At 70.9% G+C, this 26938-nt stretch carries 30 protein-coding genes; 11 read left to right on the forward strand and 19 right to left on the reverse strand.

Going from position 1 to position 26938, the window contains the following annotated elements; genetic code table 11:
- Positions 1–88 precede the first annotated feature (88 nt).
- Positions 89–721 carry a TetR/AcrR family transcriptional regulator gene (locus AB0G47_RS34485; protein ID WP_360778008.1) on the forward strand — a complete coding sequence of 211 codons (633 nt, stop codon included), beginning with the start codon at positions 89–91 and terminating at the stop codon, positions 719–721.
- A 33-nt stretch (positions 722–754) separates the two neighbouring features.
- Here AB0G47_RS34485 and AB0G47_RS34490 read toward each other — a convergent pair whose 3' ends face one another.
- Positions 755–1219 carry a MaoC family dehydratase gene (locus AB0G47_RS34490; protein ID WP_266868748.1) on the reverse strand — a complete coding sequence of 155 codons (465 nt, stop codon included), beginning with the start codon at positions 1217–1219 and terminating at the stop codon, positions 755–757.
- Positions 1220–1314: 95 nt separating this feature from the next.
- Here AB0G47_RS34490 and soxR point away from each other — a divergent pair, with 95 nt between their 5' ends.
- Positions 1315–1782, forward strand: coding sequence for a redox-sensitive transcriptional activator SoxR (soxR, locus tag AB0G47_RS34495; RefSeq protein WP_360778010.1), 468 nt, complete (start codon positions 1315–1317; stop codon positions 1780–1782).
- Here the strand turns inward: soxR and AB0G47_RS34500 are convergent.
- Together AB0G47_RS34500 and AB0G47_RS34505 are read right to left on the reverse strand one after the other, a co-directional pair.
- On the reverse strand, positions 1739–3049 hold the full coding sequence (locus AB0G47_RS34500) for a solute carrier family 23 protein (RefSeq protein ID WP_360778012.1): 1311 nt from the start codon (positions 3047–3049) through the stop codon (positions 1739–1741). The two genes, soxR and AB0G47_RS34500, sit on opposite strands and share 44 nt — an antisense overlap.
- 4 nt (positions 3050–3053) lie before the next feature.
- Positions 3054–4193 (reverse strand): aryl-sulfate sulfotransferase, encoded by a 1140-nt coding sequence (locus tag AB0G47_RS34505; protein WP_360778014.1) that lies wholly within the window; start codon positions 4191–4193, stop codon positions 3054–3056.
- Between the two features lie 77 nt (positions 4194–4270).
- Between AB0G47_RS34505 and AB0G47_RS34510 the strand changes: the two genes are divergently transcribed.
- Positions 4271–4855 carry an XRE family transcriptional regulator gene (locus AB0G47_RS34510; RefSeq protein ID WP_360778016.1) on the forward strand — a complete coding sequence of 195 codons (585 nt, stop codon included), beginning with the start codon at positions 4271–4273 and terminating at the stop codon, positions 4853–4855.
- Between the two features lie 36 nt (positions 4856–4891).
- Here AB0G47_RS34510 and AB0G47_RS34515 read toward each other — a convergent pair whose 3' ends face one another.
- The gene (locus tag AB0G47_RS34515) at positions 4892–5959 is read right to left on the reverse strand and encodes an RNA ligase (ATP) (protein ID WP_360778017.1); all 1068 of its coding nucleotides are present in this window, start codon (positions 5957–5959) and stop codon (positions 4892–4894) included.
- Between the two features lie 364 nt (positions 5960–6323).
- Between AB0G47_RS34515 and AB0G47_RS34520 the strand changes: the two genes are divergently transcribed.
- Positions 6324–6518: a hypothetical protein gene (locus tag AB0G47_RS34520; protein WP_360778019.1), complete on the forward strand. Its 195-nt coding sequence runs from the start codon at positions 6324–6326 to the stop codon at positions 6516–6518.
- On the opposite strand, the gene AB0G47_RS34525 is transcribed toward AB0G47_RS34520, so the two are convergent.
- The gene (locus tag AB0G47_RS34525) at positions 6464–7192 is read right to left on the reverse strand and encodes a 3-keto-5-aminohexanoate cleavage protein (RefSeq protein WP_360778021.1); all 729 of its coding nucleotides are present in this window, start codon (positions 7190–7192) and stop codon (positions 6464–6466) included. The two genes, AB0G47_RS34520 and AB0G47_RS34525, sit on opposite strands and share 55 nt — an antisense overlap.
- Before the next feature lie 27 nt (positions 7193–7219).
- Between AB0G47_RS34525 and AB0G47_RS34530 the strand changes: the two genes are divergently transcribed.
- Positions 7220–7738, forward strand: coding sequence for a hypothetical protein (locus tag AB0G47_RS34530; RefSeq protein ID WP_360778023.1), 519 nt, complete (start codon positions 7220–7222; stop codon positions 7736–7738).
- Positions 7739–7766: 28 nt separating this feature from the next.
- Here AB0G47_RS34530 and AB0G47_RS34535 read toward each other — a convergent pair whose 3' ends face one another.
- The 3 genes from AB0G47_RS34535 to AB0G47_RS34545 form a co-directional block, all read right to left on the reverse strand.
- Complete coding sequence (locus AB0G47_RS34535) at positions 7767–8375, reverse strand: hypothetical protein (protein WP_360778025.1); 609 nt, start codon at positions 8373–8375, stop codon at positions 7767–7769.
- 157 nt (positions 8376–8532) lie between these two features.
- A complete protein-coding gene (locus AB0G47_RS34540; RefSeq protein WP_360778027.1) occupies positions 8533–9795 on the reverse strand; it encodes a serine-threonine protein kinase in 1263 nt (420 codons plus the stop codon).
- Between the two features lie 118 nt (positions 9796–9913).
- Positions 9914–10504: a hypothetical protein gene (locus tag AB0G47_RS34545; protein WP_360778029.1), complete on the reverse strand. Its 591-nt coding sequence runs from the start codon at positions 10502–10504 to the stop codon at positions 9914–9916.
- A gap of 190 nt (positions 10505–10694) precedes the next feature.
- Here AB0G47_RS34545 and AB0G47_RS34550 point away from each other — a divergent pair, with 190 nt between their 5' ends.
- On the forward strand, positions 10695–11714 hold the full coding sequence (locus AB0G47_RS34550; RefSeq protein ID WP_360778031.1) for a LysR family transcriptional regulator: 1020 nt from the start codon (positions 10695–10697) through the stop codon (positions 11712–11714).
- Between the two features lie 88 nt (positions 11715–11802).
- Here AB0G47_RS34550 and AB0G47_RS34555 read toward each other — a convergent pair whose 3' ends face one another.
- On the reverse strand, positions 11803–13119 hold the full coding sequence (locus AB0G47_RS34555) for an MFS transporter (protein WP_360778071.1): 1317 nt from the start codon (positions 13117–13119) through the stop codon (positions 11803–11805).
- Between the two features lie 50 nt (positions 13120–13169).
- A complete protein-coding gene (locus AB0G47_RS34560; protein WP_360778033.1) occupies positions 13170–14498 on the reverse strand; it encodes an erythromycin esterase family protein in 1329 nt (442 codons plus the stop codon).
- 133 nt (positions 14499–14631) lie between these two features.
- On the opposite strand from AB0G47_RS34560, the gene AB0G47_RS34565 reads away from it, so the two are divergent.
- A complete protein-coding gene (locus AB0G47_RS34565; protein WP_360778034.1) occupies positions 14632–15330 on the forward strand; it encodes an alpha/beta hydrolase in 699 nt (232 codons plus the stop codon).
- A 10-nt stretch (positions 15331–15340) separates the two neighbouring features.
- On the opposite strand, the gene AB0G47_RS34570 is transcribed toward AB0G47_RS34565, so the two are convergent.
- Positions 15341–16612 (reverse strand): DUF1343 domain-containing protein, encoded by a 1272-nt coding sequence (locus AB0G47_RS34570; RefSeq protein ID WP_360778036.1) that lies wholly within the window; start codon positions 16610–16612, stop codon positions 15341–15343.
- A gap of 158 nt (positions 16613–16770) precedes the next feature.
- Here AB0G47_RS34570 and AB0G47_RS34575 point away from each other — a divergent pair, with 158 nt between their 5' ends.
- The 3 genes from AB0G47_RS34575 (at position 16771) to AB0G47_RS34585 (ending at position 19902) form a co-directional block, all read left to right on the forward strand.
- Positions 16771–17535: an SDR family oxidoreductase gene (locus AB0G47_RS34575; RefSeq protein WP_360778037.1), complete on the forward strand. Its 765-nt coding sequence runs from the start codon at positions 16771–16773 to the stop codon at positions 17533–17535.
- Positions 17536–17630: 95 nt separating this feature from the next.
- Positions 17631–19286, forward strand: a complete 1656-nt coding sequence (locus tag AB0G47_RS34580; RefSeq protein ID WP_360778073.1) for an AMP-binding protein — start codon at positions 17631–17633, stop codon at positions 19284–19286.
- A 22-nt stretch (positions 19287–19308) separates the two neighbouring features.
- The gene (locus AB0G47_RS34585) at positions 19309–19902 is read left to right on the forward strand and encodes a TetR/AcrR family transcriptional regulator (RefSeq protein WP_360778039.1); all 594 of its coding nucleotides are present in this window, start codon (positions 19309–19311) and stop codon (positions 19900–19902) included.
- A gap of 96 nt (positions 19903–19998) precedes the next feature.
- Here the strand turns inward: AB0G47_RS34585 and AB0G47_RS34590 are convergent, their stop codons facing one another.
- The 3 genes from AB0G47_RS34590 to AB0G47_RS34600 all read right to left on the reverse strand — a co-directional run bounded on the left by AB0G47_RS34590 (position 19999) and on the right by AB0G47_RS34600 (position 22772).
- Complete coding sequence (locus AB0G47_RS34590) at positions 19999–21213, reverse strand: acyl-CoA dehydrogenase family protein (protein ID WP_360778041.1); 1215 nt, start codon at positions 21211–21213, stop codon at positions 19999–20001.
- Positions 21214–21220: 7 nt separating this feature from the next.
- Positions 21221–22252 carry a phosphotransferase family protein gene (locus tag AB0G47_RS34595; protein ID WP_360778043.1) on the reverse strand — a complete coding sequence of 344 codons (1032 nt, stop codon included), beginning with the start codon at positions 22250–22252 and terminating at the stop codon, positions 21221–21223.
- Positions 22253–22475: 223 nt separating this feature from the next.
- Positions 22476–22772: a hypothetical protein gene (locus AB0G47_RS34600; protein ID WP_360778045.1), complete on the reverse strand. Its 297-nt coding sequence runs from the start codon at positions 22770–22772 to the stop codon at positions 22476–22478.
- 184 nt (positions 22773–22956) lie between these two features.
- Here AB0G47_RS34600 and AB0G47_RS34605 point away from each other — a divergent pair, with 184 nt between their 5' ends.
- Positions 22957–23892 carry an NADP-dependent oxidoreductase gene (locus AB0G47_RS34605; protein ID WP_360778047.1) on the forward strand — a complete coding sequence of 312 codons (936 nt, stop codon included), beginning with the start codon at positions 22957–22959 and terminating at the stop codon, positions 23890–23892.
- 46 nt (positions 23893–23938) lie between these two features.
- On the opposite strand, the gene AB0G47_RS34610 is transcribed toward AB0G47_RS34605, so the two are convergent.
- Genes AB0G47_RS34610 through AB0G47_RS34630 form a run of 5 tightly spaced genes read right to left on the reverse strand, consistent with a single transcriptional unit; the run spans position 23939 to position 26639 of the window.
- The gene (locus AB0G47_RS34610; protein WP_360778049.1) at positions 23939–24259 is read right to left on the reverse strand and encodes a DUF202 domain-containing protein; all 321 of its coding nucleotides are present in this window, start codon (positions 24257–24259) and stop codon (positions 23939–23941) included.
- Positions 24256–24648 (reverse strand): DUF202 domain-containing protein, encoded by a 393-nt coding sequence (locus AB0G47_RS34615; protein ID WP_360778051.1) that lies wholly within the window; start codon positions 24646–24648, stop codon positions 24256–24258. The genes AB0G47_RS34610 and AB0G47_RS34615 overlap by 4 nt, the downstream gene beginning before the upstream one ends.
- Before the next feature lie 30 nt (positions 24649–24678).
- Positions 24679–25215 carry an NUDIX domain-containing protein gene (locus AB0G47_RS34620; protein WP_360778053.1) on the reverse strand — a complete coding sequence of 179 codons (537 nt, stop codon included), beginning with the start codon at positions 25213–25215 and terminating at the stop codon, positions 24679–24681.
- A 15-nt stretch (positions 25216–25230) separates the two neighbouring features.
- Positions 25231–25995 (reverse strand): glucose 1-dehydrogenase, encoded by a 765-nt coding sequence (locus AB0G47_RS34625; protein ID WP_360778074.1) that lies wholly within the window; start codon positions 25993–25995, stop codon positions 25231–25233.
- Between the two features lie 5 nt (positions 25996–26000).
- Positions 26001–26639 (reverse strand): helix-turn-helix domain-containing protein, encoded by a 639-nt coding sequence (locus tag AB0G47_RS34630; RefSeq protein ID WP_360778055.1) that lies wholly within the window; start codon positions 26637–26639, stop codon positions 26001–26003.
- Positions 26640–26938 lie beyond the last annotated feature (299 nt).

Here is a 26938-nt window from a genome sequence, read left to right on the forward strand (position 1 = left end):
GTGCAGGCCACCGGCCTGATCCGGCGCCCTAAGCGCTTGCTCACCACCAGGGGTATGGTGTCCCTTCCGACCGGCGGAAGGAGTGGGCATGAGCGCGGCGGAGGAGACCGAGGTCGAGGCAGAGGACCAGCCATGGGGCGAGGTCACGCCCGACGCGGCACGGCGGCTGCTCGTCGCCGCCGTCGAGGCCTTCGCTGAGCGCGGGTACCACGCGACGACGACCCGGGACATCGCGGGCCGCGCGGGCATGAGTCCCGCGGCGCTTTACATCCACTACAAGACCAAGGAAGAGCTGCTCCACCGGATCAGCAGGATCGGCCACGACAAGGCCCTCGCGATCCTGCGGGCCGCCGCCGACGGCCCCGGCGGCGCGGCGGAGCGGCTGGCCGCGGCCGTGCGGTCCTTCGTTCGCTGGCACGCCGCCCACCACACCACCGCGCGGGTGGTCCAGTACGAGCTGGACGCGCTCGGCGACGAGCACCGCACGGAGATCGTCGCGCTGCGCCGGCAGTCGGACGCGGCGGTGCGGGACATGATCAACGACGGGGTGCGGGCGGGGGAGTTCGACGTCCCCGACGTGCCGGGCACCACGCTCGCCGTGCTCTCGCTCTGCATCGACGTGGCGCGTTGGTTCAACGTCGCGGGGCACCGGACGCCCGACGAGGTCGGCGCGCTCTACGCCGACCTCGTGCTGCGGATGGTGGGGGCCCGCAAGCCCTGACCCGGGCGGGTCCCAGAAGTCCCCTTCCGGGTCTCAGAAGTAGTAGCGGGACACCGACTCGGCGACGCACGCGGGCTTGTCGGCGCCCTCGCGCTCGACGGTGACCGTCGCCGTCACCTGCACACCGCCGTCCTTGGTCCCCTCGACCTCCTTGAGGACCGCGGTCGCCCGCACCCGGGAGCCCGAGGGCACGGGGGAGGGGAAGCGGACCTTGTTGGTGCCGTAGTTGACGCCCATCTTCATGCCCTCGACGCGCATCACCTGCGGCACCAGGCTCGGCAGCAGCGACAGCGTCAGATAGCCGTGCGCGATGGTCGTCTTGAAGGGGCCCTTGGCCGCCTTCTCCGCGTCCACGTGGATCCACTGGTGGTCGCCCGTGGCGTCGGCGAACTGGTCGATCCGCTTCTGGTCGACCTCCAGCCAATCGCTGTGCCCGAGCTGCTCGCCGACTCCGGCACGCAGATCGTCGGCCGACGCAAAGATCCTCGGCTCTGCCATGTCCCTGGCCTCCTCAAAGAATTCGAACTAAGCGCTTGCTCAGCATGCGGGGTGTGTCGGTGTGTGTCAACGGATCAGCCATTAGGGTCTGAGGGGTGCCCCAGATCCCAGAGAAGATCCACGAGCTCTCGGTCGGCCAGCTGTCGGCCCGCAGCGGCGCCGCCGTGTCCGCCCTGCACTTCTACGAGTCCAAGGGCCTGATCAGCAGCCGCCGCACCTCGGGCAACCAGCGCAGGTACCACCGTGACGCGCTGCGCCGCGTCGCCTTCGTACGGGCCGCGCAGCGCGTCGGCATCCCGCTCGCCACCATCCGTGACGCGCTCGACTCGCTCCCCGAGGAGCGCACGCCCACCCGCGAGGACTGGGCGCGCCTCTCGGAGACCTGGCGCTCGGAACTGGACGAGCGCATCAAGCAGTTGGGCCGCCTGCGCGATCACCTCACGGACTGCATCGGCTGCGGCTGTCTCTCCCTGGAGACGTGTGTGCTCTCCAACCCGGACGACGTCTTCGGCGACCGCCTCACCGGCTCCCGTCTGCTGGCGGAGCGGCAGACGCGGAAGTGACCCCGGGCGGTTCGCCCGGCCCCAGCCGGCGGAAGACGGCGCTGAGCAGCACCGCCGCCAGCGCCCCCGCGGCCACTCCGCTGCCGAGGACGGTGTGCGCCCAGGACGGCAGGCCCGCGTACATCTCGGGGGCCATGACCGGCAGCAGCCCCGCGACCAGGGCGAGCGCGACGACCACGCTGCCGGTGCCGTGCGTCAGGTCGACCCGGGAGAGCATGCTGAAGCCGAGGACCGCGATCACCGCGTAGATCACCAGACCCGCGGCGCCGACCACGGGCTCGGGGATCGCGGCGAGCACGCGGGTCAGCGGTGTGAAAAGACCGCACACGACGAGCAGCACACCCGCGCCCGCCGTCACGAACCGGCTGCGTACGCGGGTCAGTTGGACGATGCCGATGTTCTCGGCGCTGGTCACCATCAGCGACGTACCGAAGACGCCGGAGCCCAGCGAGACCAGGGCGTCGGCGCGGGCGATGCGCGGCACGTCGCGGCCCGCGTCCGGGGTGCGGCCGACCGCCTCGCTGTTGAGCACGGTCTGCCCGGTGGCCTCGGCGAGCGAGGCGAGCGCGAAGACGAGCAGCGGGATCGCGGCCAGCAGGTCGAAGTGCGGGGCGCCGTAAGGGAACGGCTCCGGCAGCGCGAACGCGGCGCCGGACGCGAGACGGATGTCGGTGCCGAGCAGCAGCGCGACGACGGTGCCGCCCGCGAGCCCGAAGAGCACCGCCATCTGCCGCCATACGCCGCGCAGGACGAGGAAGAGGACGGCGATGACGCCGAGCGTGGCGAAGCCGGGTCCTGGATCCGACGCCACCATCGGCGCCGTCACCTTGATCATGTTGATGCCGATCAGGACGACCGTCGTGCCCATCACCAGCGGCGGGAACAGCCGCACCACCCGTCCGTAGAACGGCAGTACGCAGATCAGGAAGGCCGCGGCGAGCAGCACGGACCCCGAGGCCGTCGCGGGCCCGTGCTCCTGCGCGATCTGCAGGAAGATCGCCACAGCGGCGCCGCCCGGCAGCATCAGGAACGGCAGCCGCGCGCCGACGCGCAACGCCCGCACGCCCAGGGACTGGAGCAGTGCGCCGGCCCCGCACAGCACCAGCGTGGCGCTGAGCAGCGAGGCGGTCTGCCCGGCGTCGAGCCGCAGCGTCGTGCCGATCAGGATCACCGAGGAGACGGGGGCCGCGACGCCGGCAAGCAGATGCTGGACGGCGAGCGGGGCGAGGCGTGGCAGCGGCAGACGTTCGTCGACGGCGGCGGCCACCGGGTCAGCCCTTCGCCGAGTCGTGCGCCGCGGTCAGCCAGGGCAGTTCGGACGCCGCGTAACGGTAGGCGCGGAAGACGGCGTTGGGTTCGGAGGGGAAGAGCCCCCGGACCTCCTCCTCCTGGTAGCCGCCGAAGTACGGCACGACGTACTCCCAGCAGAGATAGCCGTCCTCGGTGATCTCGAAGAGGCGGCCCGCGGGGGAGTCGGTGACCAGGGTGTTGCCGTTCGGCAGCCGCTGGGCGCTGCCCATGAAGGGCGCGAAGAACGACTCGCGGGCCGGGTCGTGGTACTCCCAGACGACCTTGCCGCTCGCCCGCTCGATCTCGATGACGCGGCTGAACGGCACGTCCCAGTGCGGCCGGAAGACGCCGTTGTCGAAGACGAGGAAGTTGCCGTCTTCCAGCTCGGTGGGGCAGTGCTGCTGGGAGACGACGCCGGGCTCGGAACGCCAGATGATCTCGCCGGTCTCGCGGGAGATGACGACGACGGCGGAGACCGAGCGGAGGCTGGCGAGGATGTTGCCGTCACTCGTCGGCAGGACGCTGTTGATCAGCGGGTAGTGCTCGCGGGCGTAGTCCGGGTGGAGCGGGAAGTCCTCGCGGCCCAGGTGCTCGGAGACCTTCCACTCCCAGGTGCGGTTGCCGTCCGCGTCCACCTCGACGATCGTGTCGGCCCACACCGTGCCGTCATCGGCCTCGGAGCCTGGCACGCCGCCGCGCACGGCCGCTGCGTCCTCGCCGGTCAGCGCCTCCAGGGCGGTGTAGAGCAGGCGTCCGTCGCCGTAGTGGTGCGCGTCGTGGTGCTGGAGCGGGTCGCGGTGCTCGCGCAGGACCGTGCCGTCCGGGGATATCTCCTGCATGATCCCGCCGCGGTACTTGTGCCACATCGGGAAGAGCGCGGGCTCGCCGGGGAGTACGCCGTTGTACGCGAGGTTCCCGTTCGGCAGGATCCGCGCGTGCCGGCCGGGGCGGTGCGGCAGGTTCCACTGGTGGGCGATCTCGCCGCGGGTGTCGATCAGATAGACCTCGCCGCCGCCGGTGAGCGGCGCGAAGAGGGTGTAGCCGCCGTAACTGGCGTCCTCGTCCAGGGCTATCAGGCCGGTGCCGCGGCGGCGGCGCTGATTCTGGTCCACGCGGGCCATGGTGGGTCCGTCCTCTCGTCTACTTAAGTTTCTTAAGTGGTGCGGAAGACGTTAACCCAAGAGATAGGCTTCGCGATATGGGTAGGACTGACGACGCGGAGACCCCGCAGGTAGGACCCGGGATCCGCAGGCTGCGCCGCGCCCTGGACCTGACCCTGGCCGAAGTGGCGGCGCGGGCGGGGGTGTCGGCACCCTTCCTCAGCCAGGTGGAGAACGGCCGCTCCCGGCCCAGCATGGGATCCCTGCAGCGCATCGCCGACGCCCTCGACACCACGGCCGTCCAGCTGCTCGCCGCGGCGCAGGCGCCGCGCCCGGTGGACGTGGTGCGGGGCGACTCGGCCGCGGTGAGCGAGGGGGAGGGTGCGCGCGAGGCCCGGATGCGCCCGCTGGTCCGCGGTCACCAGCGGCTGCACGCCCTGGAGTTCACCGGCGAGCATGGCTGGGGGCGGGAGTTCCGCCACCGGAACGATGAGGTTCTGTACGTTGCGGACGGCTCCGCCGAGGTGGAGGCGGCGGGCTCCGTCTACCGTCTCGAGCGGGGTGACACCCTGTACTGCGCGGCTGAACTCCCGCACCGGTGGCGACCGTTGGAGGAGGGGACGCGGGTCCTTGTGGTGGGGATCGCGGACCATGTGCAGGTGGTGGACGAGGGTCTCAGCTGACGAACAAGCTTTTCCCGCCCACCCACCCGATTGCCCCTACTCGAACTCCGTACCGCCCTTCCGCGTCAGATACGCGGCACTGACCGCCTTGGCGATCGCACGGCCGCCCGTCACCGCGCTGTACCGCTCGGCCGCGGGGCGGATCACTACGCCCTCCCGCAGATGCAGCTCGCGCCCCGACACCGTCTCGCGCCCCGAGGCGGTCGCGAGCACCACGTCCGTGTCGTACGGACCCTCGTACAGCCGTGGCACCAGCGGCAGTTCACCGCCGAGCACCGTCGCCGGGTCCAGCCAGCGCAGCGCGCCGTCGATGTCCGCGCAGACGTCGAAAGCCGCGTAACCGATCGTGTCCCGGCGGCCGTCCGCGCCGTACGTCAGGTCCTGCACACCCGCGCCGAACACCTCGCCGTAGACGCCGATCCGGCGTGCGCCGAGCCGCTCGGCCAGCGCGGCCGCCGCGGTCGCGACCCCGTGGGCGTGCACCGCGCGCCAGTACAGATTGCGCGGATCCTCCTTCAGGGCAAGGGACTTGGAGCCGAAGCCCTTCGACGAGACATGCACACGGGCGCCGTCCGCCACATACGTCAGGAGGCAGGCCGAACCGTGCAGCTTCTCCGTGAGGACCACCGGCTCGCCGGGCTCGAAGATGTCCGGGTAGCGCTGGACGTTCTCGATGTCGACCCACGGCAGCAGATCCGGCGCGGCCTCCACCTCACCGTCCATCGTGGGCGGCACCGGCGGCACCCACTTGACGACGCCGAGCCGCTCCGCGAAGTCCGTGCCGTCCGCCGCGGCGGCCGCCAGGTCGACATCCGCGAGCGCACGCGGCCGGCACACGATGCCCTGCGACAGCTCGCCCCGCAGCCGTACCGCCTTGACCCGGTCCGACTTGCCGCCCGCGAGCCGCCCCGTCAGACCCAGCTCCTCGATCAACTCGGCGGGCAGCACGGACTGTTCGGGGATGTAGAGGGCGCTCTCGCCGGTGCGGTAGGCGCCCTTGGCGACCACGGCTCGGTACAGGCCCACCTGGGCCAGTTCGAGGGCGTCGGCGTTGGGATGCTCATGGATGGTCAGCACTTCGGCGGTGACGCGCAGCGTCGACATGGGAACGGGCTCCTAGGGTTCGCGCACTTCAGGCGTGCGCACCTCGTCAGTCATCGCCCCCAACTGTCCCGACGACAAAGCGATGGAACGACCGAATATCGCCCTGATAGCGTCACGCTCTTCGGACGACGGCGGCACATCCGCCCGCGCTCCGGAGTCCCGTCAGGAACCCCGTCATGCCCAGCACGCCCCGCCTCGCCGAGGCCCGATTGGCCGCCCGAGCAGGCCGCCGCCGTGCGGGAGTTCCACCCCGCTGCTCGCGCGGTGGGCCGACGAGCCCCTGGGCGGGCCCGGGGACCAGGAGCTCGTGCGGGCCTGTGAGGCGTGGTAGCAGGATCTGCTTAGGGACGAGGCGGGCGGCGTCGTGCCGTGGTGGTACTGGTTCGACCGCGAGGAGCCCCTGCGTGAGATTCAGCGGTGGCTCGCCGAGCACGCACCGGCCCGGCTGCGTGCCGCCGGAGCCGACCCCGGCCTCGTCACCAGGATCGAGCTCCTGGCGCTTCCCTACGACGACCGCTGGGCCCACCCGTACTCGGACAGCGCCGCCGAGACCAACTGAGCGTTCGACGCCGCCCGTTGCCCGTCCGGCAGGAACAGCGTGTCCTCCAGGCCGATGCGGGTCGCGAGGCCGAGCCGCCCCGCGAGGCGGAGCACCGGCCACGCCCCGCCCTCCTCGCCGTGCAGCAGCACGGGGCGGCCGTGCGCGGGGCCGATCGCGGTGAGCAGCGCGCGGGCCGACTCCGGGGCCGTCCCGGGGTCGGGGTCCATCACCTCTGCGAGCACCCGCAGGACGCGCGGGCCGAGCGGGGACGTGGCGAACCGCCGCGCGCCGTCCGTGCCGGACCACAGGCCCGCCTCGACGCCCACGCCCCGGTCGAGCAGCGCCTGGGCCACCGCTTCCGCGCCCGGCTCGTGCCAGTTGACCGACGCGTGGTCGGGGAGCACCGTCCAGGCGCGGATCAGCGCCACCCGCCGGCCGGGATCCGATTCGGCCCACGCGCCGGTGGTCACCCCCATGGGGACGGAGGCCGACGCACGTACCGCGTCGAGCGTGGCCGCAACCGCGCGTGGCGCCAATGTGTCTTGCCCACAAGGGGACTTGGGGTGTACATGAACATCCCGTGCACCGGCCGCGACGGCCCGCGCCACGGACTCGGCCATCGCCCCGGGCGACACCGGGATCACCGCACCATCGCCCGCGCCGCGGGCGCCGTTCACACAGAGCTGCATCACCACAGGACAACACACAGGGGAGGGCCGATGGGAATCGCCGTCTGCTCGTTGAAGTGGGAAGCCGCGAGGACGGGGCCACAGAAGATCACGTACGACAGCGACGGCTACCACCTCGTGCGGTTTCCGTACGACGAGGCCGAGGAGTCGTACGACCCGTGGCACATGCACGACCCCAGCAAGGGGCACACCAGCCCGTCCCGGTTCCCGGACGCCCGCTCCGGCCTCATCTGGCCCAGTCACGACGGCTGGGGCACCCTGTCCGCGATGATCTTCTGGCAGCCGGACGACCGGCCCACGGAGTACCGGGCGCGCTATGTGCGTGATCCGCTCGGCGGCTCGACGGGGTACGACTCGACGGCCACCACCGACTGGGATCCCACCCGGGGCGGGCAGTACCGGTCGTACACCTGGCAGATGTTCGTGCATCCGCAGACACCGGTCGGCCTGAAGATATCGGCCCGCGGCGCCGGCGACGTGAAGATCGCCGCGCCGCTCATGCTCGCCGAGTTCAAGCTGGCCATCCAGACGGATGTCATGACCCCCTGAGTCGCCGGGGTCCTCGCGCCGCTCCTGATCAGGCGGAGACCAGCGGCCGTTCCCGCCTCGTTCGCGCCCGTGCCATCGTCGCGGGCGTGAGCACCGGAATCGGCACCACGATCCCGCAGTTCGTGCAGACCGGGCCCGAGGACGGCTCGTGCGCCAGGCCGTGCTTCCAGACGAGATCGGGCCGCACACACACGGGGCAGACCGTGCCGGGGTCCCGTTCGAGCGCCGCTATCAGCCGGCGGAGCACCTCGGCGAGCGGCTCGGAGGGATGGATGCCGGGGTCGTCGCACCAGGCGACGCCGCAGCCGCCCCACGTGCACCGGTGCCAGTCGTCCACGCTGCCCGGCCGGCGCAGACCGTCGTGCTTCTCCTTGCGGCGGCGCTCCGCGAAATCCTCCTCGTAGGAGAGCCAGACCGCCCGTGCCGCCTCCAGTTCGTCGAGCGCGGCCACGAGCCGCGCCGGATCGGGCGACCGGTCCTCGGGTCCGAAGCCGGCCCGGGAACACAGATGGTCCCAGGTCGCCCGGTGGCCATAAGGGGCGAACCTCTCCAGGCACTTGCGCAGTGAGTAGCGCCGCAGTGCCAGATCGCTCTGCGGATCACGCACCTGTCTCGCGAGACTCCGGAATCCGGCCATCGCCCTGCACCTCCGTCGCACGTTCTCGGACGTTGCCGAGTAGACGTATCGACACGCGATTCGGCTCCCTCGACTTCCATCCGATTTTCGATGGCAGACATAAGGCGACCGTGAGCAGGAGCTATGTGGGGCTTCTGGAAAGGTGACGCAGGGGAGTTCAGGCCAGGGCGATCCGCCCTGCGGCGAACACGACACGCGCCAGTTCCTCGTGGCAGATGTCGCTGTGCGCGCCGGCGGGCGGACCGCCGCGCCGCACCACCGGCGACGCGTCCACGCTCACGCACCCCTTGGCGGGGATCGCCCGGCCCAGCTTGACGCGCTTGGCGCCGTCGACCGCGCGGATCCCGTTGTAGCCGATGGCGCCCCAGCGCTCCCACAGGCCCAGGAAGGTCGAGGAGTCTCCCGCGAGCTTCGAGGCGAGCGGATAGATCTTGCCCAGGGCGTCGTCGTGGCGCGAGTAGCAGGACACCAGCGGGCCGTCGATGCGGCGCTGTACGCCGTGCAGCGCGCCGGCCCGGCGCGGGTCGTGCGGCAGCCGGCCGGAGAACGCGTAGTGCGAGAAGGCGCCTTGGAGCAGCGTCGTCGACTTCACGCCGCGCACCGACTCCGGCATCCCGCGCAGCGCGTACGACACGAGCCGCGCCCCGAAGCTGTGCCCGATGAGATGCACCCGCAGCGCGGGCGCGTCGCCGACCAGGAGCCCGACCGTGGGGCCGAGGCCAAGCTGGCCCACCGTGCCCGCCCGGCGCTTCATCGCGTAGTAGCTGGCCTGGCGCAGGAGTTCGTGCGCACCGTTCCAGAGCCGTTTGCGCAGACTCCCGAAGAGTTCCTGCTGCCCCGTGCCCTCCATCGCGGCGGCGAACAGCTCGCACACCTCGACGGCGTCGTCGGTCAGCATGGCGGGCTCGCCGCTCCAGATGTCGTCGGCGAAGCGCCGTGCGGGGCTGTTCTCGTGCACGGAGACGAGATCGCGTACGTGGCGGCCGTACTCGTAGAGGCGGGACGCGACCCCGGAGCGCTCGGCCAACAGGGCGCCGATGCGCTCCAGTTCGTCGTCATGGCCGGGGAACGTCGCGGCGAGCAGCCGCCGGGTCGGTTCGTCGAGCAGGGGACCCGCGCCCGCGCCCGCGGCGGCCGCGGTGGAGCGCTCGAAGTCGGGGATCGGCTCGTCGGGGAAGCGGATCGCGGGCCAGATCACGCCCACGTATCCCAGGCGTACGCCCGTGCCCGCGAGGTCCCGGCAGGGCGCGAAGAACCGCCGGTAGAGCTCGGTCGCCATGTCCCGGTCGTTGTTCCAGCCGTGCGCGAGGACGAGCAGATCGGTGACGCGCTCACGGGCCACCCCGGCGATGAGGCGGTCGCGCTGCGCGGTGTCGGCATCCCCGTCGGCGTCGAAGGTCAGTTCCCAGTAGCGCTCCACGCGGGCATCGTCCTGCGGCCCCGCGGCTCTGACCAGAGGTCCTGCACGGTGGGTCGCACGCGTGGGGCAGGTGCCGTCCCCCGGACGGCACCTGCCCCACGCGGTCACCGGCCGTCGGCTAGCCGGTGGTCTTCTGCGCCCGTGCGAAGCGGTTGACGGGCGGCAGCCAGCACAGCACGATCGCCGCGATGGCCGCGAACACCGCCGCGCGGCTCGTCCACATGACCGAGTCGGGCTCGTAGTCGCCGAGGATCAGGAGGTGCGGGAACAGGGCGATCACGGCCGAGATCGTGATGAGGACGCGGGCCCAGACGGCGGCCTTCTTGCGGGCGGCGAGCGCGAAGATCAGCAGGCAGACCGCGGTGAATATCGCGAATCCTGCACGGGCGGACAGGGTGCCCGCGCGGTCGCTGATCATCTCGTCCCAGATGGGACCCGACAGCGCCTTGATGTCCGCCGCGGAGGTCCCCGAGGGCAGTCCGACGATGTCCGGGTGGTCCTGGATGACGTCGTTGATGTTGTCCTCCGCCATGTCCTCGCCGCCGGCGAAGACCAGGACGGCGCCGATGATCGCGGCGACCGCGGAGAGGACCGTGGTCCACACCAGAGCGGTGAGGGTGCCGGGTCGCCTGACCGCGCGGCCCGAGTGGCTCGCAGGGCCCGCAGGGTGGGGACCGTGGTGCGCGGGTGCGGCCTGGTAATGGCTCACGAGCGTAAGTCTCCTCAGAGATGATTGGTCGAGCGGGATTGGCTCGACCATTCCACGGGTACCGGGAACGCATCCAGCTTTTTCTGGAAGAAATCGCCAGATAATTTAGGGTGTTCTCCGGATCAGTTTCTGCGGCGGCTATGCTGCAATGCCGTAAAACACAAAGGAGTCGGAGAGCGAGTCGCCGAGCATGGCCCTATCCGGTCCGCAGCAGTACCCCACGGAGCTGCTGGACACCACGATGGATCAATTACGTACGCTGCTCGCCGTGCACGAGACGGGCACGGCGCTCGCCGCCGCCCGGCAGCTGGGACGCGAGCAGTCCAGCGTGCAGAAGCAGCTGGACACGATGAACCGCACCTTCGGAGCGCTGTGCGGCGAAGCCCTCGTCCTGAAGCGGGGGCGCGGCAAGGACGTCCTTTTCACCCCCACCGGCGAGACCCTCGTCGACCTGGCACGGCGCACGCTCGGCCAGTGGACCGAGGGTCTGCACGACGCGCGCCGCCGCCTCGGACGCACCCTGTCGGTCGGCTCCACCCGCTACACGCTGGGGTTTCTCCTGGACGCCGTGGAGCGCGTGAGCGATGCCTACGAACGCCGCGGCGTCGATCTGAAGGTCACCCATGTCCGCACCGGGGACCTCTTCACCAAGCTGCGGAGCAAGGAACTCGACCTGGTCTGCGGCAGCGTCGTGGTCATCGAGGGCGAGGAGGCCGAGCTCGATCCCTACGAGGTCATCGAGTGGCGGCGCAGCGGACTCTCGCTGCTCACGAACCTGCCCGACGACCGCCTTCCGGGTGCTTCGTTCGGCGCGAGCGAACTGCCCAAGCTGCCGCTCGTGGTGTCGGCCGGCGGTCTGATCGGCCGCTTCCTCACCTCCTGGTACGGCGCCGACTACCGCAAGGAGCTGTCCATCGCCGCCGAGATAGAGGCCGCGCACTACGGCTTCGAGCTGCTGCGGTCGGGCGTGGTCAGCGGGGCGATGCTGGTCACGCGGGGCATCGCCGAGGCCGCCGAGAGCGGCAGCCTCCCGGAGGCCGGGGGGCTGCGGCGGCTCGACGTCATCGGCGACGCGGGACCGCGGACGGAAGTGCTCGTGGGTGTGTTCACGCGGCGCGGCGACCGCGATTCCTACGATTCGGGGCATCCCCTGAACCTGCTCTGGGTCGCGCTCGCGAAGGAGAATGAGCGATGGTGGCTCAGCCGCTGAATTCTCCATTCCGTATATGACCGGAGTATGTGGTCTAGACGTGTGGAGAATTCATCTTGCGCGCGTGCTTCATATTGCATTTACTCGGTTATGCAAGGTCCCGTTCGCGGGTTTCCGGCAGGGCGAGCACACACAGCAGGGACACAACCGCCATGGCGCTCACGTACCAGCCCACGGACGAGGAGCCGAACGCCGACTGCAGCCGTGTCGCGACCAGCGGGGAGACCGCGCCGCCCAGGACGCCGCCCAGGTTGTAGGCGAGCGAGGCGCCCGAGTAGCGCACGTTCGTGCCGAACAGCTCCGGCAGATAGGCGCCCATCGGGCCGTAGACCACACCCATGCAGAACAGCGCGCCGCCGACACCGAGCGCCATCAGCACCGGCTGCTCGGTGTCCAGGAGCGGGAAGAGCGCCAGACCCCACACCACCGCGAGCCCCGCCCCCGCCAGGATCAGCTTGCGGCGTCCTGCCCCGTCCGAGCGGGTCGCGGCGAGCCAGGTGCCGGCCGCGAGGAAGAGACAGGCGACCAGCGAGAGGCCGAGCATGGTGTTGCGGGATACGCCCAGCGTGCCGGTGGCGTACGCCAGGCAGTACGTCGTCGCCGTATAGAAGAGTCCGTACGCGACGATCATCCCGCCCGCGCCGAGCAGCAGTTCGCGCGGATGGCGGCGCAGCACGTCGAGCGCGGGGACCTTGCTTGACTCCTGGGCGTCCATGACCTTCGCGAAGACCGGCGTCTCGCTGATCCGCAGGCGCACGAAGAGCCCGACGCCGACCAGCAGGAAGGACAGCAGGAACGGCACGCGCCAGCCCCAGCCGCGGAACGCGTCGTCGGAGAGGACGGCCGACAGCAGCCAGAAGACACCCGTCGCCGCGAAGAACCCGACGGACGGGCCGAGTTGGGGGAAGGCCGCGTAGAGCCCGCGCTTCTTCTTCGGCGCGTGCTCCACCGCGAGCAGCGCGGCGCCGCCCCACTCGCCGCCGAGCCCGATGCCCTGCAGGAAGCGCAGCAGGATCAGCAGGACCGGCGCCCAGATGCCCAACGTGCCGTATCCGGGCAGGAGTCCGACGAGCGCCGTCGAGAGCCCCATGAGCAGCAGCGAGGCCACAAGCACCGACTTGCGTCCCACCCGGTCGCCGAAGTGCCCGAAGACCACGGACCCGATCGGCCGCGCCGCGAACGCCACCGCGTACGTGGAGAAGGAGGCGAGGGTGGCGTTGACCGGGTCCAGGGTCGGGAAGAACGCGTCGTTCAGGACGAGGGCGGCCGCCGTGCCATAGATGTAGAAGTCGTAGAACTCGATGGCCGTCCCGATGAACGAGGCGACGGCCACCCGGCGCAGGCTCTCCGGGCTCGCGTCCGGCTGGGTCTTCTCTGGTGAGATTTCGCTGTGCACGAGCGGCACTCTCACGTTGGATGTATGGGCCAGTCAATACCTGGGGCGGCCCGTCTCGGTCATTGAGACTGGCGGTGAGCTGCGGTAACGCGGTGCAGGTGGATGAGAATGTCGTGCGAGGGGGCGAGGCGGATCTTGTACGGGCCGTCCGGGTGCACGTTCCCGATGCTGCGGGTCGGCCGGGCCTTGCTCAGCCACGCCCGGGTCCGGTCCGGTAGCGCGCGCATGTCTACGAAGTAGTCGTCGAGGCGCACCTTGTCGAGCGTGTACTCGTTCATGCCGCGATGGGCCGCACCCACGGAGCGGGACTTCCACACTTTGGAGTCCGCGCTCTGAGCCATGAACGATCCCTGGTCGAAGGTGAATCCGATGCTCGTGTACCGCTCGCCGAGCCGGTCGCGCAGGAAGGCGCCCTGCATCTTCGGGTAGCGGGAGTCGTAACTCTCGTACGCGACATGCGCGTTGTGCGCCGACAGGAGCACCTTGTCGCCCGTGTTCCGCTGCCACCAAGCGGTGTTCTCCGCCATCAGCCGGTCGCGGTACAGCATCGACTCCTTCGAGCCCTCGGGGGTGTCCAGGGCGAAGGCGTAGATCGTGGCGGTCTGCGAGATCGACCGAGCGTGCTGCAGCGCCCACGTGAACTTCCCGTCAGGGTGGTCGGGTTGGCGCTTCTTCAGCAGATCGAAGGCCTTCCGTGCCTTTCCCGCCAGCTTCCGCCGCTCCTCAAGGGGCCTGGCCATGTACGTGTCCCCGTCCGCGAGGCGGCGGATCGGCGCGTACAGCTCGGTGATCCTCGGCAGCAGATCGGGCTCGTGCGAGCGCACATAGTCGCTCACCCCGCCGAACAACTCCTCGCCGAGCTCCGGGTAGTTGAGATCGTTGCCCATGAACCGCAGCTCGCGCTCCGGGTGGCGGTCGTTATAGGCGCGCATCCAGGTCAGCAGCTCGACGTACTCCTCCGTGTCCCAGGGCGTCTTCGCCAGCTCCTGGTGGACCAGCTTGCGCACGTCGCCATCGCCCCCGCGCACATAGGCGTCGAAGCGCAGCCCCGTCGTCCAGCTGACCTCCTGCGCGAACGTGGTGAAGCCCTTCTCCTCGACCAGATACCGGAACACCCGGTCCTTCATGGTGAAGAACTCGTGCGAGCCGTGCGTGGCCTCGCCGAGCCCCACCACCGAGGCATCGCCCACCATCCGGCCCAGCGGCCGCAGATCCCTGGCGTCCCCGCCCGGATGGGTGGAGCGCAACGGGTGGGCCGCGCGCTCGATCGCCGGGACCGGATCCGCCGCCCGGGGCGTCGCGCGGGCGGCCTGGGGAGCGAGCAGCGCCCCCGCCCCGACTGCCGTGACCAGCAGGAGCGGGACCCTTCGCCGCGTCACGCCTGTCATTGAGTACCTCCTCGAATCGCCCGTCATCAGCCGAAACCACGATTCCGGGCGGTCGGCCGCGCCACCATCCAGCAGGCACCCCTTCCCCGGTGGGGTCTGCTCCACCACGGCCTTGGCGTGTACGTTCTCCTCCATGGCGGAATTCGTACTGGTGCCGGGCGCCTGGCTCGGAGCGTGGGCCTGGGACGACGTGGCGCGGGAACTGCGGGCGGCCGGGCACGGCGCCCACCCGCTGACGCTCTCCGGCCTCGCCGACAAGCAGGGCGCGCCGGCCGGACAGCAGACCCATGTGCGGGACATCGTCGGCGAGGTGGAACGCCTCGGCCTGCGCGATGTCGTCCTCGTCGGGCACAGCTACGCGGGCATCCCCGTCGGCCAGGCCGCCGAGCTGATCGGCGACCGGCTCACCCGTGTGGTGTTCGTCGACTCCAACGTCCCGGTCGACGGCGAGTCGTTCGCCTCCGTGTGGTGGCAGGGCCAGGAGGTGTTCGAGGAGACGCTCGCCGAGAACGACGGCTGGTGGCCGCCCCCGGCCGCGGCCGAAGTCGACGGGCAGGGGCTCGACAGCGAACAGGTCGCCCGGTTCGCGAGCGGCTCGACACCGCACCCCGGCACCACGCTGACCGAAACCGCGGAGCTCGCCCGTCCGCTCGGCGAGCTCCCGGCGACGTACATCAAGTGCCTGCTCGACGGCCGAGAGCCGATGGACGACGTGGCCGAGCTGCTCAAGAGCGAGCGCTGGCGGCTCGTCGAGATGGACACCGGCCACTGGCCGATGTTCTCCCAGCCGCGCGAGCTCGCAAGGATTCTGCACGCGAGCGTACGGCCCTGAGCGCGCGCTGTTACGGGTAGCGCAGATACCGGCGGCGTATCGCGCGGAAGCCCGCGAGGTCGTCCTGCCAGGCGGCCACCACCTCGTCCGGGTCCGCGCCCGCGTCGATCTGGGTGCGGACCCGGGTGGTGCCCGTGAGCTTGTCGATCCAGTTGTCGGAGCGCCAGGCGAAGCCGCTCCACACCTTCTTGGCGGTCACGAGCAGCGCGATGCCGGTGCGCACCGGGTCGTACGACTCCCGGTCGTGGACATGGAGTTGGACGCCGCCGATCGTCTTGCCCTGGAACTTGGAGAACGTCGGCGCGAAGTACGCCTCCCTGAAGTGCACGCCGGGCAGGCCGAGTTCATTGACGGCCGCCGCCCACTTGCGGTCGATGCCCTCCGCGCCCAGGAGCTCGAAGGGGCGGGTCGTGCCGCGCCCCTCCGAGAGGTTCGTGCCCTCGAAGAGGCAGGTGCCGCTGTAGACGAGGGCGGTGTCGGGCGTCGGCATGTTCGGGCTCGGCGGCACCCACGGAAGACCGGACGCGTCGTAGAAGTCCGAGCGCTTCCACCCCGTCATCCGCACCGTCTCAAGCTCGACGGGGCGCTCCAGGAACTCGCCGTTGAACAGGAGCGCCAGCTCCGTCACCGTCATCCCGTGCGCCTGCGCGATCGGCTGCCGCCCGACGAACGTCGCGAACTCCTTGTGCAGGACGGGCCCGTACGCGCCGCGCCCCGTCACCGGATTCGGCCGGTCGAGGACCATGAACCGCTTGCCCGCGAGCTCGGCCGACTCCATGCAGTCGAAGAGCGTCCAGATGTACGTGTAGAAGCGCGCGCCCACGTCCTGGATGTCGAAGACGATCGTGTCGACCCCGGCCGCGGTGAAGATGTCGGCGAGCGCCCGACCACTCTTCTGGTACGTGTCGTAGACGGGAAGCCCGGTCGCCGGATCGTCGTAGCGACCCTCGGAACCGCCCGCCTGCGCCGTCCCCCGGAATCCGTGCTCGGGCCCGAAGACCGCGACCAGATTCACCCGCTCGTCGGCGTGCATGACGTCCACGATGTGGCGTACGTCCCTGGTGACACCGGTCGGGTTGGTGACCACGCCGACCCGCGCGCCGTCCAGCGGCGCGTACCCGCCCGCATCCAGGCGCTCGAAGCCGGTGCGCAGGCGCCGCCCGCCGCCCGAACCGCCCCCCTCGGTCGAAGCGGCGGAAGCGGGGGAGGCCGCGGTCAGGGCGGTGAGGGTGGAGGCGGCCAGCAGGCCGCGTCTGGACAGGCTGCGTCGGGACAGGTTCATGCAGAGACCTCCGTGAGCGCGGTGGCTGTCATGGCCACGCACGCTAGCGCGCGGACCCCCGGCGGGGAACGAACCCGGCTGGACGACCCCCTTCCGCCATCACATACCGACTGGTTAGTCTGCGATCACAGCGGAGCCGCAGCCGAAGGAGACCGAACGTGGAGACCCTGCAGGACAAGGGAGTTGTCGTCACCGGTGCCGGAGGCGGCATCGGGGCCGCGCTGGCCCGCCGCTTCGCCGCGGCGGGCGCGCGCGTCGTGGTCAACGACCTGGACGCGGCCAAGGCCGATGCGGTGGCCGGCGAGATCGGCGCCGTGGCCGTGCCCGGAGACGCCTCCACGATCGTGCCCGCGGCGACCGAGGCGCTCGGCGGCACCGTCGACGTGTACTGCGCCAACGCGGGTCTCGGATCGGGCGGCTCGGAGGCCGCGCCGGAAGAGGTCTGGGCGACGGCCTGGGACGTCAACGTCATGGCCCACGTCCGCGCGGCGCACGAACTGCTTCCCGGCTGGCTGGAGCGGGGCAGCGGCCGCTTCGTCTCCACCGTCTCGGCGGCCGGACTGCTCACCATGATCGGCGCCGCGCCCTACAGCGTCACCAAGCACGGCGCGTACGCCTTCACCGAATGGCTCTCGCTCACCTACCGCCACCGGGGGATCAGCGTCCACGCGATCTGCCCGCAGGGCGTGCGTACGGACATGCTCGCCGCCACCGGCAGCGCGGGCGACCTCGTGCTCACGCCCACCGCGATCGAACCCGCGGACGTCGCCGACGCGCTCTTCGCCGGGATGGCCGAGGACCGCTTCCTGATCCTGCCGCACCCCGAGGTCGCCGAGTACTACCGGATCCGCGCCGCAGACCCCGACAAGTGGCTGACGGGCATGAACCACATCCAGCAGAAGTGGGAGGCGACGGAGCGGTGAGCGCGTCCCCGAAGCCCACCGGCCACTCCCCGAAGCCCGCCGACGCCTCGACCCCCGACGCCTCGACCTTCGGCGCCTCGACCTTCGGCGCCTCGATATACGACGCCAAGCCCTGGCTCGGCCGCCTCAACGAAGCCCAGCGCGGGCCCGTCGAGCCCGCCGACTCCGTCGTGCACGCCTTCCGGGCGGCCCTCGCCAGGGCCCCCGAGCACACGGCCCTCGCCTACTTCGACGGACGCCTCACCTACCGCGAGACGGACGCCCTCACCGACTCCGTCGCCGGACACCTGGCCGCGCGCGGGCTCGCGCGCGGCGACCGGGTCGCCATCCTGCTGCAGAACACCCCGCACTTCGTGATCGCACTGCTCGGCGCGTGGAAGGCGGGCGCCACGGTCGTGCCGGTCAACCCCATGTACAAGACGGCGGAGGTCAGGCACGTCCTCGCGGACGCCGACGTGACCGCGTTGATCTGCGCGGACCGCGCATGGGAGACGTATCTGCGCGAGACGGCCGCCGCCTCTCCCGTACGCATCGTGCTCACCGCCTGCCAGCTCGATCTGCAGAGCCGCGACGACGCCCGGGTACTCGACTTCGAGCGCCTGCCGCAGGCAGCCGACGCCGAGGACCTGGTGACGGTCGCCCGCCAGGGACTCCCGGCGCCGTCGGACCGTGAACTCGGCCCGTCCGACGTCGCGTTGATCAGCTACACGTCGGGCACCAGCGGCACCCCCAAGGGCGCCATGAACACCCACGGCAACATCACCTACAACGCCGAGCGGCAGCGCACCGGCTCCGGAATCCCCGAAGGCGCCTGCTACTTCGCGATGGCGCCGCTCTTCCACATCACCGGCATGGTCGCGCAGATCGCCGGCTGCATCGCCAACGCGGGCACCCTCGCGCTCGCCTACCGCTTCGACGCGGGAGTCGTCCTCGACGCCTTCGCCGAGCACAAACCGGCGTACACCGTGGGCCCCTCCACCGCCTTCATGGCGCTGGCCGCCCACCCCTCCGTCACGCGGGAGCACTTCGACTCCTTCGCGATGATCTCCTCGGGCGGTGCGCCGCTGCCGCCCGCCCTGGTGGAGAAGTTCGCCGCGAGCTTCGGGCCCTACCTCCACAACGGCTACGGCCTCACCGAGTGCACCGCCCCCTGCGCCTCCGTGCCGCCCGGCCTCCAGGCACCGGTCGATCCGGTGTCGGGGACCCTCGCGGTCGGCGTACCGGGGCCGGAGACCGTCGTACGCATCGTCGACGACTTCGGCAAGGACGTCCCCTTCGGGGAGCAGGGCGAGATAGCCGTGCGCGGCCCGCAGGCCGTCCCCGGCTACTGGAAGCGACCCGACGCCACCGACGAGGCCTTCCCCGACGGCGAGCTGCGCACCGGCGACATCGGCTTCATGGACGCCCAGGGCTGGCTCTACGTGGTGGACCGCAAGAAGGACATGATCAACGCGTCCGGCTTCAAGGTCTGGCCCCGCGAGGTGGAGGACGTCCTCTACACCCACCCCGCGGTCCGCGAGGCCGCGGTGATCGGCGTCCCGGACAGCTACCGGGGAGAGACCGTCAAGGCGTACGTGAGCCTGCGGCCGGGGGCCGAAGAGGCACCGGAGGCGTTGGCGGACTACTGCAAGGAGCGGCTCGCGGCGTACAAGTATCCGCGGGCCGTCGAGATCCTGCCGGAGCTCCCGAAGACGACAAGTGGGAAGATCCTCCGGCGGGAACTGCGTTCCCGTACACACAACGGTCAGTGACATCGGAAGGAAGGTGGCGGCAGTGGCCAGGACGACGGACGGTGACGGTACGCCCGTCCCTCAGCGGCTGCTCGCCGCCGCCACGCGGCTTTTCGCCGAGCGCGGCTACGACCGCACATCGGTGCAGGAGATCGTGGAGTCGGCAGGCGTCACCAAGGGCGCGCTCTACCACTACTTCGGCTCCAAGGACGATCTCCTGCACGAGGTGTACGCGCGCGTGCTCCGCGTCCAGCAGGAGCGCCTCGACGCGTTCGCGGACGCCGACGCGCCCATCGAGCAGCGGGTGCGGGACGCGGCGGCCGACGTCGTCGTCACGACGATCGACAACCTCGACGACGCGTCGATCTTCTTCCGCTCCATGCACCACCTCAGCCCGGAGAAGAACAAACAGGTGCGGGCCGAGCGCCGCCGCTACCACGAGCGTTTCCGCGCGCTGATCGAGGAGGGCCAGGAGGCCGGCGTCTTCTCCAAGGAGACCCCGGCGGACCTGGTGGTGGACTACCACTTCGGCTCGGTCCACCACCTGTCCACCTGGTACCGCCCGGACGGCCCGCTCACCCCGCAGCAGGTCGCCGACCACTTGGCGGACCTGCTGCTGAGGGCGCTGCGGCCGTAAGGAGCGCCCCGAGGGGGGCGCCCCGAAGGGGCGCGGGGAACTGCGCGACCAGCCACGACGGACTCGCGGTGATACACAGACCCCCGGGAGGAGCCCTTACAGGTACTTCTTCAGCTCCCGCCGCGCCAGCGACCTCTGGTGCACCTCATCCGGACCGTCCGCGAGCCTCAACGTCCGCGCGGCGGCCCACAGTTCAGCGAGCGGGAAGTCCTGACTTACACCCCCCGCACCGTGCAGCTGGACAGCCTGGTCCAGGATGCCGACGACCGTCCGCGGCGTCGCGATCTTGATGGACTGAATCTCCGTGTGCGCCCCCTTGTTGCCGACGGTGTCCATCAGCCAGGCAGTCTTGAGCACGAGCAGCCGCAGCTGCTCCACGGCGACCCGGGCATCCGCGATCCACTCCTGGACGACGCCCTGCTGGGCGAGCGGCTTCCCGAAGGCCGTACGCGCCACGGCCCGCCGGCACATCAGCTCGATGCCCCGCTCGGCCATGCCGATCAGTCGCATGCAGTGGTGGATGCGGCCGGGACCGAGCCGCGCCTGGGCGATGGCGAAGCCGCCGCCCTCCTCGCCGATCAGGTTCGAGACGGGGACGCGTACGCGGTCGAAGACGACCTCGGCGTGACCGCCGTGGTAGTGGTCCTCGTAGCCGTACACCCGCATGGCGCGCCGCACTTCGAGGCCGGGAGTGTCCCTCGGCACGAGCACCATCGACTGCTGGCGGCGGATGTCGGCGCCGTCCGGGTCGGTCTTGCCCATCACGATGAAGACCTTGCAGTCCGGGTTCATCGCCCCGGAGATGTACCACTTGCGGCCCGTGATGACGTACTCGTCGCCATCCCGCTCGATGAGCGTGGTGATGTTCGTGGCGTCCGACGAGGCCACCTCCGGCTCGGTCATCGCGAACGCCGAGCGGATCTCACCGGCGAGCAGCGGCTCCAGCCACTGCTTCTTGTGCTCGTCGGAGCCGAACTGGGTGAGCACCTCCATGTTGCCGGTGTCCGGGGCGGCGCAGTTCAGCGCGGTGGGCGCGAGCTGCGGGGAGCGGCCGGTGATCTCGGCGAGCGGCGCGTACTGGAGGTTCGTGAGCCCGGCCCCGTGCTCGGCGTCGGGAAGGAAGAGGTTCCACAGGCCCTGCCTGCGCGCCTCGGCCTTCAGCTCCTCCACGATCGGGGGCGTGTCCCACGGAGAGGCAAGCCCGGCCCGCTGCTCGTCGGCGACCGGCTCGGCCGGGTACACATGCTCGTCCATGAAGGCGAGCAGCTTGGCGCGCAGCTCTTCGGTGTGCGCGTCGTAGGCGAAGTCCATGGCGGGCTCAGCCTTCCTTTCGTTCCTGGAGCGTGCTGAGGCCGTGCTCGATGAAGACGGGGACGAGCTCGCCGATGCGGTCGAAGCCCGCGCCGACCGTCTGGCCGAGCGTGTAGCGGTAGTGGATGCCCTCCAGGATCACGGCGAGCTTGAACCAGGCGAACGCCGTGTACCAGTCGACCGCCGACACGTCGCGCCCCGAGCGCGCGGCGTACCGCTCGACCAGTTCGGCGGCCCGCGGGTGTCCGGGGGCGCCCGCCGTCGTACTGATGGGGGAGTTCGGCAGCTCGAGCCGGGTGCTGTACATGACGAGCAGGCCCAGGTCGGTGAGCGGATCGCCGAGCGTGGACATCTCCCAGTCGAGGATCGCCCTGATCTTGTCCTCCGGGCCGATCAGGACGTTGTCGAGACGGTAGTCGCCGTGCACGACGGTGGCCGCGGGGGAGACGGGCAGCTTGCGGCCGAGCGCCGCGTGCAGCTCGTCGATGCCGGCCAGGTCGCGGTTGCGCGACGCGTCGAGCTGCTTGCCCCAGCGGCGCAGCTGCCGGTCGAGGAAGCCGTCGGGCCGCCCGAAGTCACCGAGGCCGACCGCCGCGGGGTCCACGGAGTGCAGATCGACGAGGGTGTCGACGAGGCCGTTGACGGCAGCCCGGGTGCGCTCGGCGCCCAGCGGCGCCAGCTCGTCGGCCGTGCGGTACGGCGTGCCCTCCACGAAGTCCATCACGTAGAAGGGCGCCCCGATCACGGAGTCGTCCTCGCAGAGCAGCACCGGCGTCGGCACCGGTACGTCGGTGGGGTGCAGGGCGCTGATCACCCGGTGCTCGCGCTTCATGTCGTGCGCGGTCGCAAGGACGTGCCCGAGCGGCGGCCGCCGCACGACCCAGCGCGTGCTGCCGTCCGTCACGGCGTACGTGAGGTTCGACCGGCCGCCCTCGATCAGCCGGGCGGTGAGCGGTCCGCCCACCAGGCCCGGCCGTTCGCGGTCCAGATGGCCGCGCAGCTGGTCGAGATCGAGGCCTCGCGGGTGGTCTGGGCTCATCTTCGCTCCTGATCGGACGGTCGACGTCGAATGCGGTGCCGGTGGTGTCGGCTGCGCCGCTCTTTATGATGCCGACCAGTCGGTATGTCGTCCAGAGCGCAGCGGGAACGTGATCAGGATCGCGGTCGCGCTCACCACCCCAGGCATGCCGATCCCCCGCCACAGACTGCCAGTTGGCGTCCGTGCGGGGGAAGGCGGCCGGTCCGTTCGGGGCGCGTGACCCTCAGTGGTCGTCCCAGTGGCCGTCGTGCGGCGCGTGCCGGTGGCCGTCGTGGAGGTAGTCGACGTGGTCGCCGTGCAGGACCGACGCGTGTCCGCAGCCGTCGCCGTGCCGGTGGTCGTGTCCCTCGTGGATGGCGTGCCCGCTGGGCTCGCACTCGTCCCAGTGCCCGGAGTGCAGGCGGTGCATGTGGCCGTCGTGCGCGTAGTCGACATGGTCGCCGTGCGGCACCTCCGGGTGCCCGCAGGCCGGGCCGTGGATGTGCTCGTGCACCGGGTGCTCGTGATGAAGCTGGGTCATGACGCATACACCTTCTGTGAGAGGGGGTGACCCTCTCAGGCTAGCCCTCGATGCCCCTTTGGTGGGCATATGGAAGCCTTGTTGATGTTTCCATCACCTTGGTTCCATTACCTCGCTTCCATCACCTCGCTTCTGTCACCGCACGACGGCACCCCTCGCAAGGGCGATCCCACGAAGGCGACCCATGAAGGCGATCAGCTACCGCCGGTACGGCGGACCCGAAGTTCTCGAGTACGGCGATGTCCGCGATCCGAAGGTCGGCCCCGACTCCGTCCTGGTGAAGGTCCGCGCCGCGTCCGTGAACCCCGTCGACTGGAAGTGCCGCGAGGGCCACCTCGACGCCATCCTCGACCCCGTCTTCCCGGTGATCCCCGGCTGGGACGTCGCGGGCGTGGTGGTGCAGCCGGGTGCTTCCGTGCCGGAGTTCTCCGTGGGGGACGAGGTCATCGGATACGTACGCGAGGACTTCCTCTCCCGCGGCACCTTCGCCGAGTACGTCGCCGCCCCCGTGCGCACCCTCGCACGCAAGCCGCGCAATCTGACCTTCGAGGAGGCCTCTGGCCTGCCGCTCGCCGGGCTCACCGCCTACCAGGTGATCACCAAGGCGCTCGCCGTGACGGAGGGCGACGTGGTGCTCGTGCACGCGGCGGCCGGCGGCGTCGGTTCGCTCGCCGTCCAGCTCGCCCGGCACGCGGGTGCCCGTGTCATCGGCACCGCGAGCGAGTCCAACCACGACTTCCTGCGCGAACTCGGCGCGGAACCGGTCACCTACGGAGAGGGCCTGGCCGGGCGGGTGCGGGAGCTGGCTGCGGAGGGGGTGGACGCCGCCTTCGACACGGTCGGCGGCGACGCCCTCAAGGTGTCCGCCGAGGTCCTCGCGCCGGGCGGCCGCCTCGCCTCGATCTCGGACCCCGCGGTGATCGGCCTGGGCGGTGACTACTGCTGGGTGCGCCCCGACGCCGCCGACCTGCAGCGCCTGGCGCAGCTCGCGGAGCAGGACGTCGTCACGGTCCATGTCTCCGAGACGTTCCCGCTGGAGCGGGCGGCCGACGCACACCGCCTGAGTGCGGAGGGCCGCACCCGGGGCAAGATCGTCGTGACGGTGGATTGGACGGACTGAACGGTGGACTGGACGGACTGAATCGGGGCCACCGGGGCCCAGCGGCTCAGAGCAGCATCGCCGTCGCGCACACCGCGAGCGCCATCGTGCACAGCGTCGCCGTCGCCGCCGCCCGCCGGGTGAGCGGGCGCGGCATGCTCGTGGCGGACAGGTCGGTGAGCCTGCGGTGCGCCACCGTGAGGAAGCCGAGCCAGAGCAGCAGGCACAGGGCGCAGGCCAGGACGGACAGCGTGGTGGTGCCGTCGTGCAGCGCCGCCCGTGCCGCGAGGACCGCGGCGACGGTGCTGGACAGCGTCGTACGCCGCCACGCGAGGCGCGTGCGCTCGGGCTGCAGCCCCGGATCGCGGACCGCGGCCCGATCCGTCACCCTTCCCACCCGAAGAGCACGATGACGACCATGGCGAGCGCCACCACCGCGACGGCCAGGCTCAGCAGCGTCGGGAAGCGCGACGTGGGCAGATCCTCGCCCCGCCGCATCGCCCGCTCGCAGCGCACCCAGTGGTTGAGCGCGCGCAGCGAGCAGAGCACACCGGCGGCGAGCAGGGCCAGGGCGAGACCGATGCGCCACCCCCAGCGCAGGTCCGGCAGGAACTGGTCCACCGCGAAACCCCCGCCGATCAGCGCGAGCGCGGTACGCAGCCAGGCGAGGAAGGTGCGCTCGTTGGCGAGCGAGAAGCGGTAGTCGGGGGTGTCGCCCTCCTCGCGGATCCGCTCGGGGGCGAACCACAGGCGCAGGCTCTGTACGAAATTGCTCACCCGCCGCACACTAGCCCGCGCCACCTCGCCCTACCGCGCGCGGAACTCCCGCAGCCGTTCGAAGGCGGCGAGCCCGTCCGGCGTCCACTCCCACTCGCCGAGCCGCCGCTCCAGCTCGTCCTCGGCGAGGAAGGCGTGCCAGTCGACCTCCTCGACCTGGGGGCTCACCGGCAGATCGCAGACCACCTCGTAGACGTACGACCACCAGGAGTGCCCCGCGCCGTCTTCGTACAGGAACTTGAACAGCGGGGTGGGCTGCGGGAGTCCACTGACCCCCAGCTCTTCCTGCGCCTCGCGCAGCGCCGCGTCGTCGTAGGACTCACCGGCCCCGACGACCCCTCCCACGAACATGTCGTAACGGGAGGGGAAGACGAGCTTGGTCGGTGTCCGGCGGTGCACGAAGACCCGGCCATCGGGGTCCCGCACGAGGATGAACGCGCAGCGGTGGCGCAGTCCCCGCGCGTACACCTCACCGCGCGGGGCCTCGCCGATGACCTCGTCGTTCTCGTCGACGATGGCCAGGATCTCTTGGCGGGGGTCGGCCTGCCCTGATGTCACGTCAGTCATGCCGACCATCCAACCTCACTGCCCCATGACGTACTTCACGGTGGGTCCCGCGGTCCAGCCGCCGTCGACGGCGATCTCGGCGCCCGTCACGTACAAGGCGGCGTCCGACAGGAGGAAGACCACGGCGCCGGCGATCTCGTGCGGCTCGCCGACCCGGCCCATCGGGGTGTTGGGGTACTTGCCCTCGCCCTTCTCGATGCCGAGCTCGGCCGTCATCGGGGTGTACGTCATGCCCGGGTGGACGGAGTTGACGCGGATCCGCGCGGTGCCGAGCTCCACGGCACCGATCTTGGTGAGGCCGCGCACGCCCCACTTGGAGGCGCCGTAACCGGCGGTGAGCGCGAGGCCCATGAGACCGGCGGCGGAGGAGATGTTGACGATCGACCCGCCCCCGTTCTCCTTCATCACCGGGATGACGCTCTTCATGCCGATGAAGACGCCGGTCAGGTTGATGTCGAGGACCTTGCGGAAGTGCTCGACCGACTCCGACTCCAGGAACTGTCCTGTGGATATCCCGGCGTTGTTCACCAGGCCGTGGATCCCGCCGAACTCGGCGACCGCGAACCGGGCGACGCGCTGCCAGTCCTCCTCGGACGTCACGTCGTGGTGCGCGAAGCGGGCGCGCTCGCCGAGATCGGCGGCGGTGGCCTTGCCCTCCTCGTCGAGCACGTCCGTCAGGACGACATGGGCGCCCGCCGCGACCGCCTGCCGCGCGGCCTCGGCGCCGAGGCCGCGGGCGGCGCCGGTGATGACGACGGTCTTGCCGGTGAGGTCGTGCAGTTCGCTCATGGTTCTCTCCGCGGGGTGGGGGCCCCGAGCAGGGCCGTGGTGGTCTCGACGAGGTCCGCGAGGAAGAGCGGCTCGTCGGTCAGGGGGGTGGTGCCGGCCAGGTACTGGCGGGCCCGGTCGCCCATGGCGGCGCCGATGAGGGTGAGCGCGAGGTCGAGCCGCTCAAGGCGTACGGGCTCGGGGAGCGTGGTCGCGAGGCAGTCCTCGACGCGGCCGATCAGCTCCCAGTAGACGGTGCCGTCGATGGTGGGGTGCGGGGTCCGGGTGCGTACGCCGCTCTCGTGGCTGAGCTGGGCGGAGATGCGCAGGCAGCGCCGGCCCCGCTCCGTGCGGAGCTCGGTGGCTTCGGCGTTCACCAGGGCGGTGAGGAGGCGGGGCAGGCTGTCGGACGCGTCCCCGAGCTTCGCGAGCTCGGCCTCGAGGACCTTCTCGGTCCGCGTCTGCCGGGCGGCCATCACGGCGTCGAGCAGTCCTGCGCGCGAGCCGAAGTGGTACTGGACGGCGGAGGGATTGCTCTGCCCGGCGCTGCGCACGATGTCCCGGAGCTGCGCCCCGTCCACGCCTTGCGCGGCGAAGACTTCTTCGCCGGCGCGGATGAGCTTCTCCCGGGTATCGGGTCCTGAGGTCCTGGCCATGGGGCCACTGTAATGCTGCCCATTATTAATTGCGAGGGAGCCCTCACCCCTGCTCAAGACCGCCGCTCCGCGGCGGATCTTTCCCGCCCACCCACCCGATTGCCCGGCAGCGGCCCCGGTCTGCCGACGCGCCGTCGTCGGCCGCGCCGCCGTTGCGCCGCTTCGCGGCGGATTTTTCCCGCCCACCCGCCCGAAACTCCGCAGCTGCCCACCCACCCCAACAGCAAGCCCCTCCAGCCCAGCCGCAGGCATCTCAGCCCGTCCGGCGATTGAGGACGAACTCGCCGAAGGCGGTGATC

Source organism: Streptomyces sp. NPDC021622, from assembly GCF_040640795.1.
Taxonomy (GTDB): domain Bacteria; phylum Actinomycetota; class Actinomycetes; order Streptomycetales; family Streptomycetaceae; genus Streptomyces.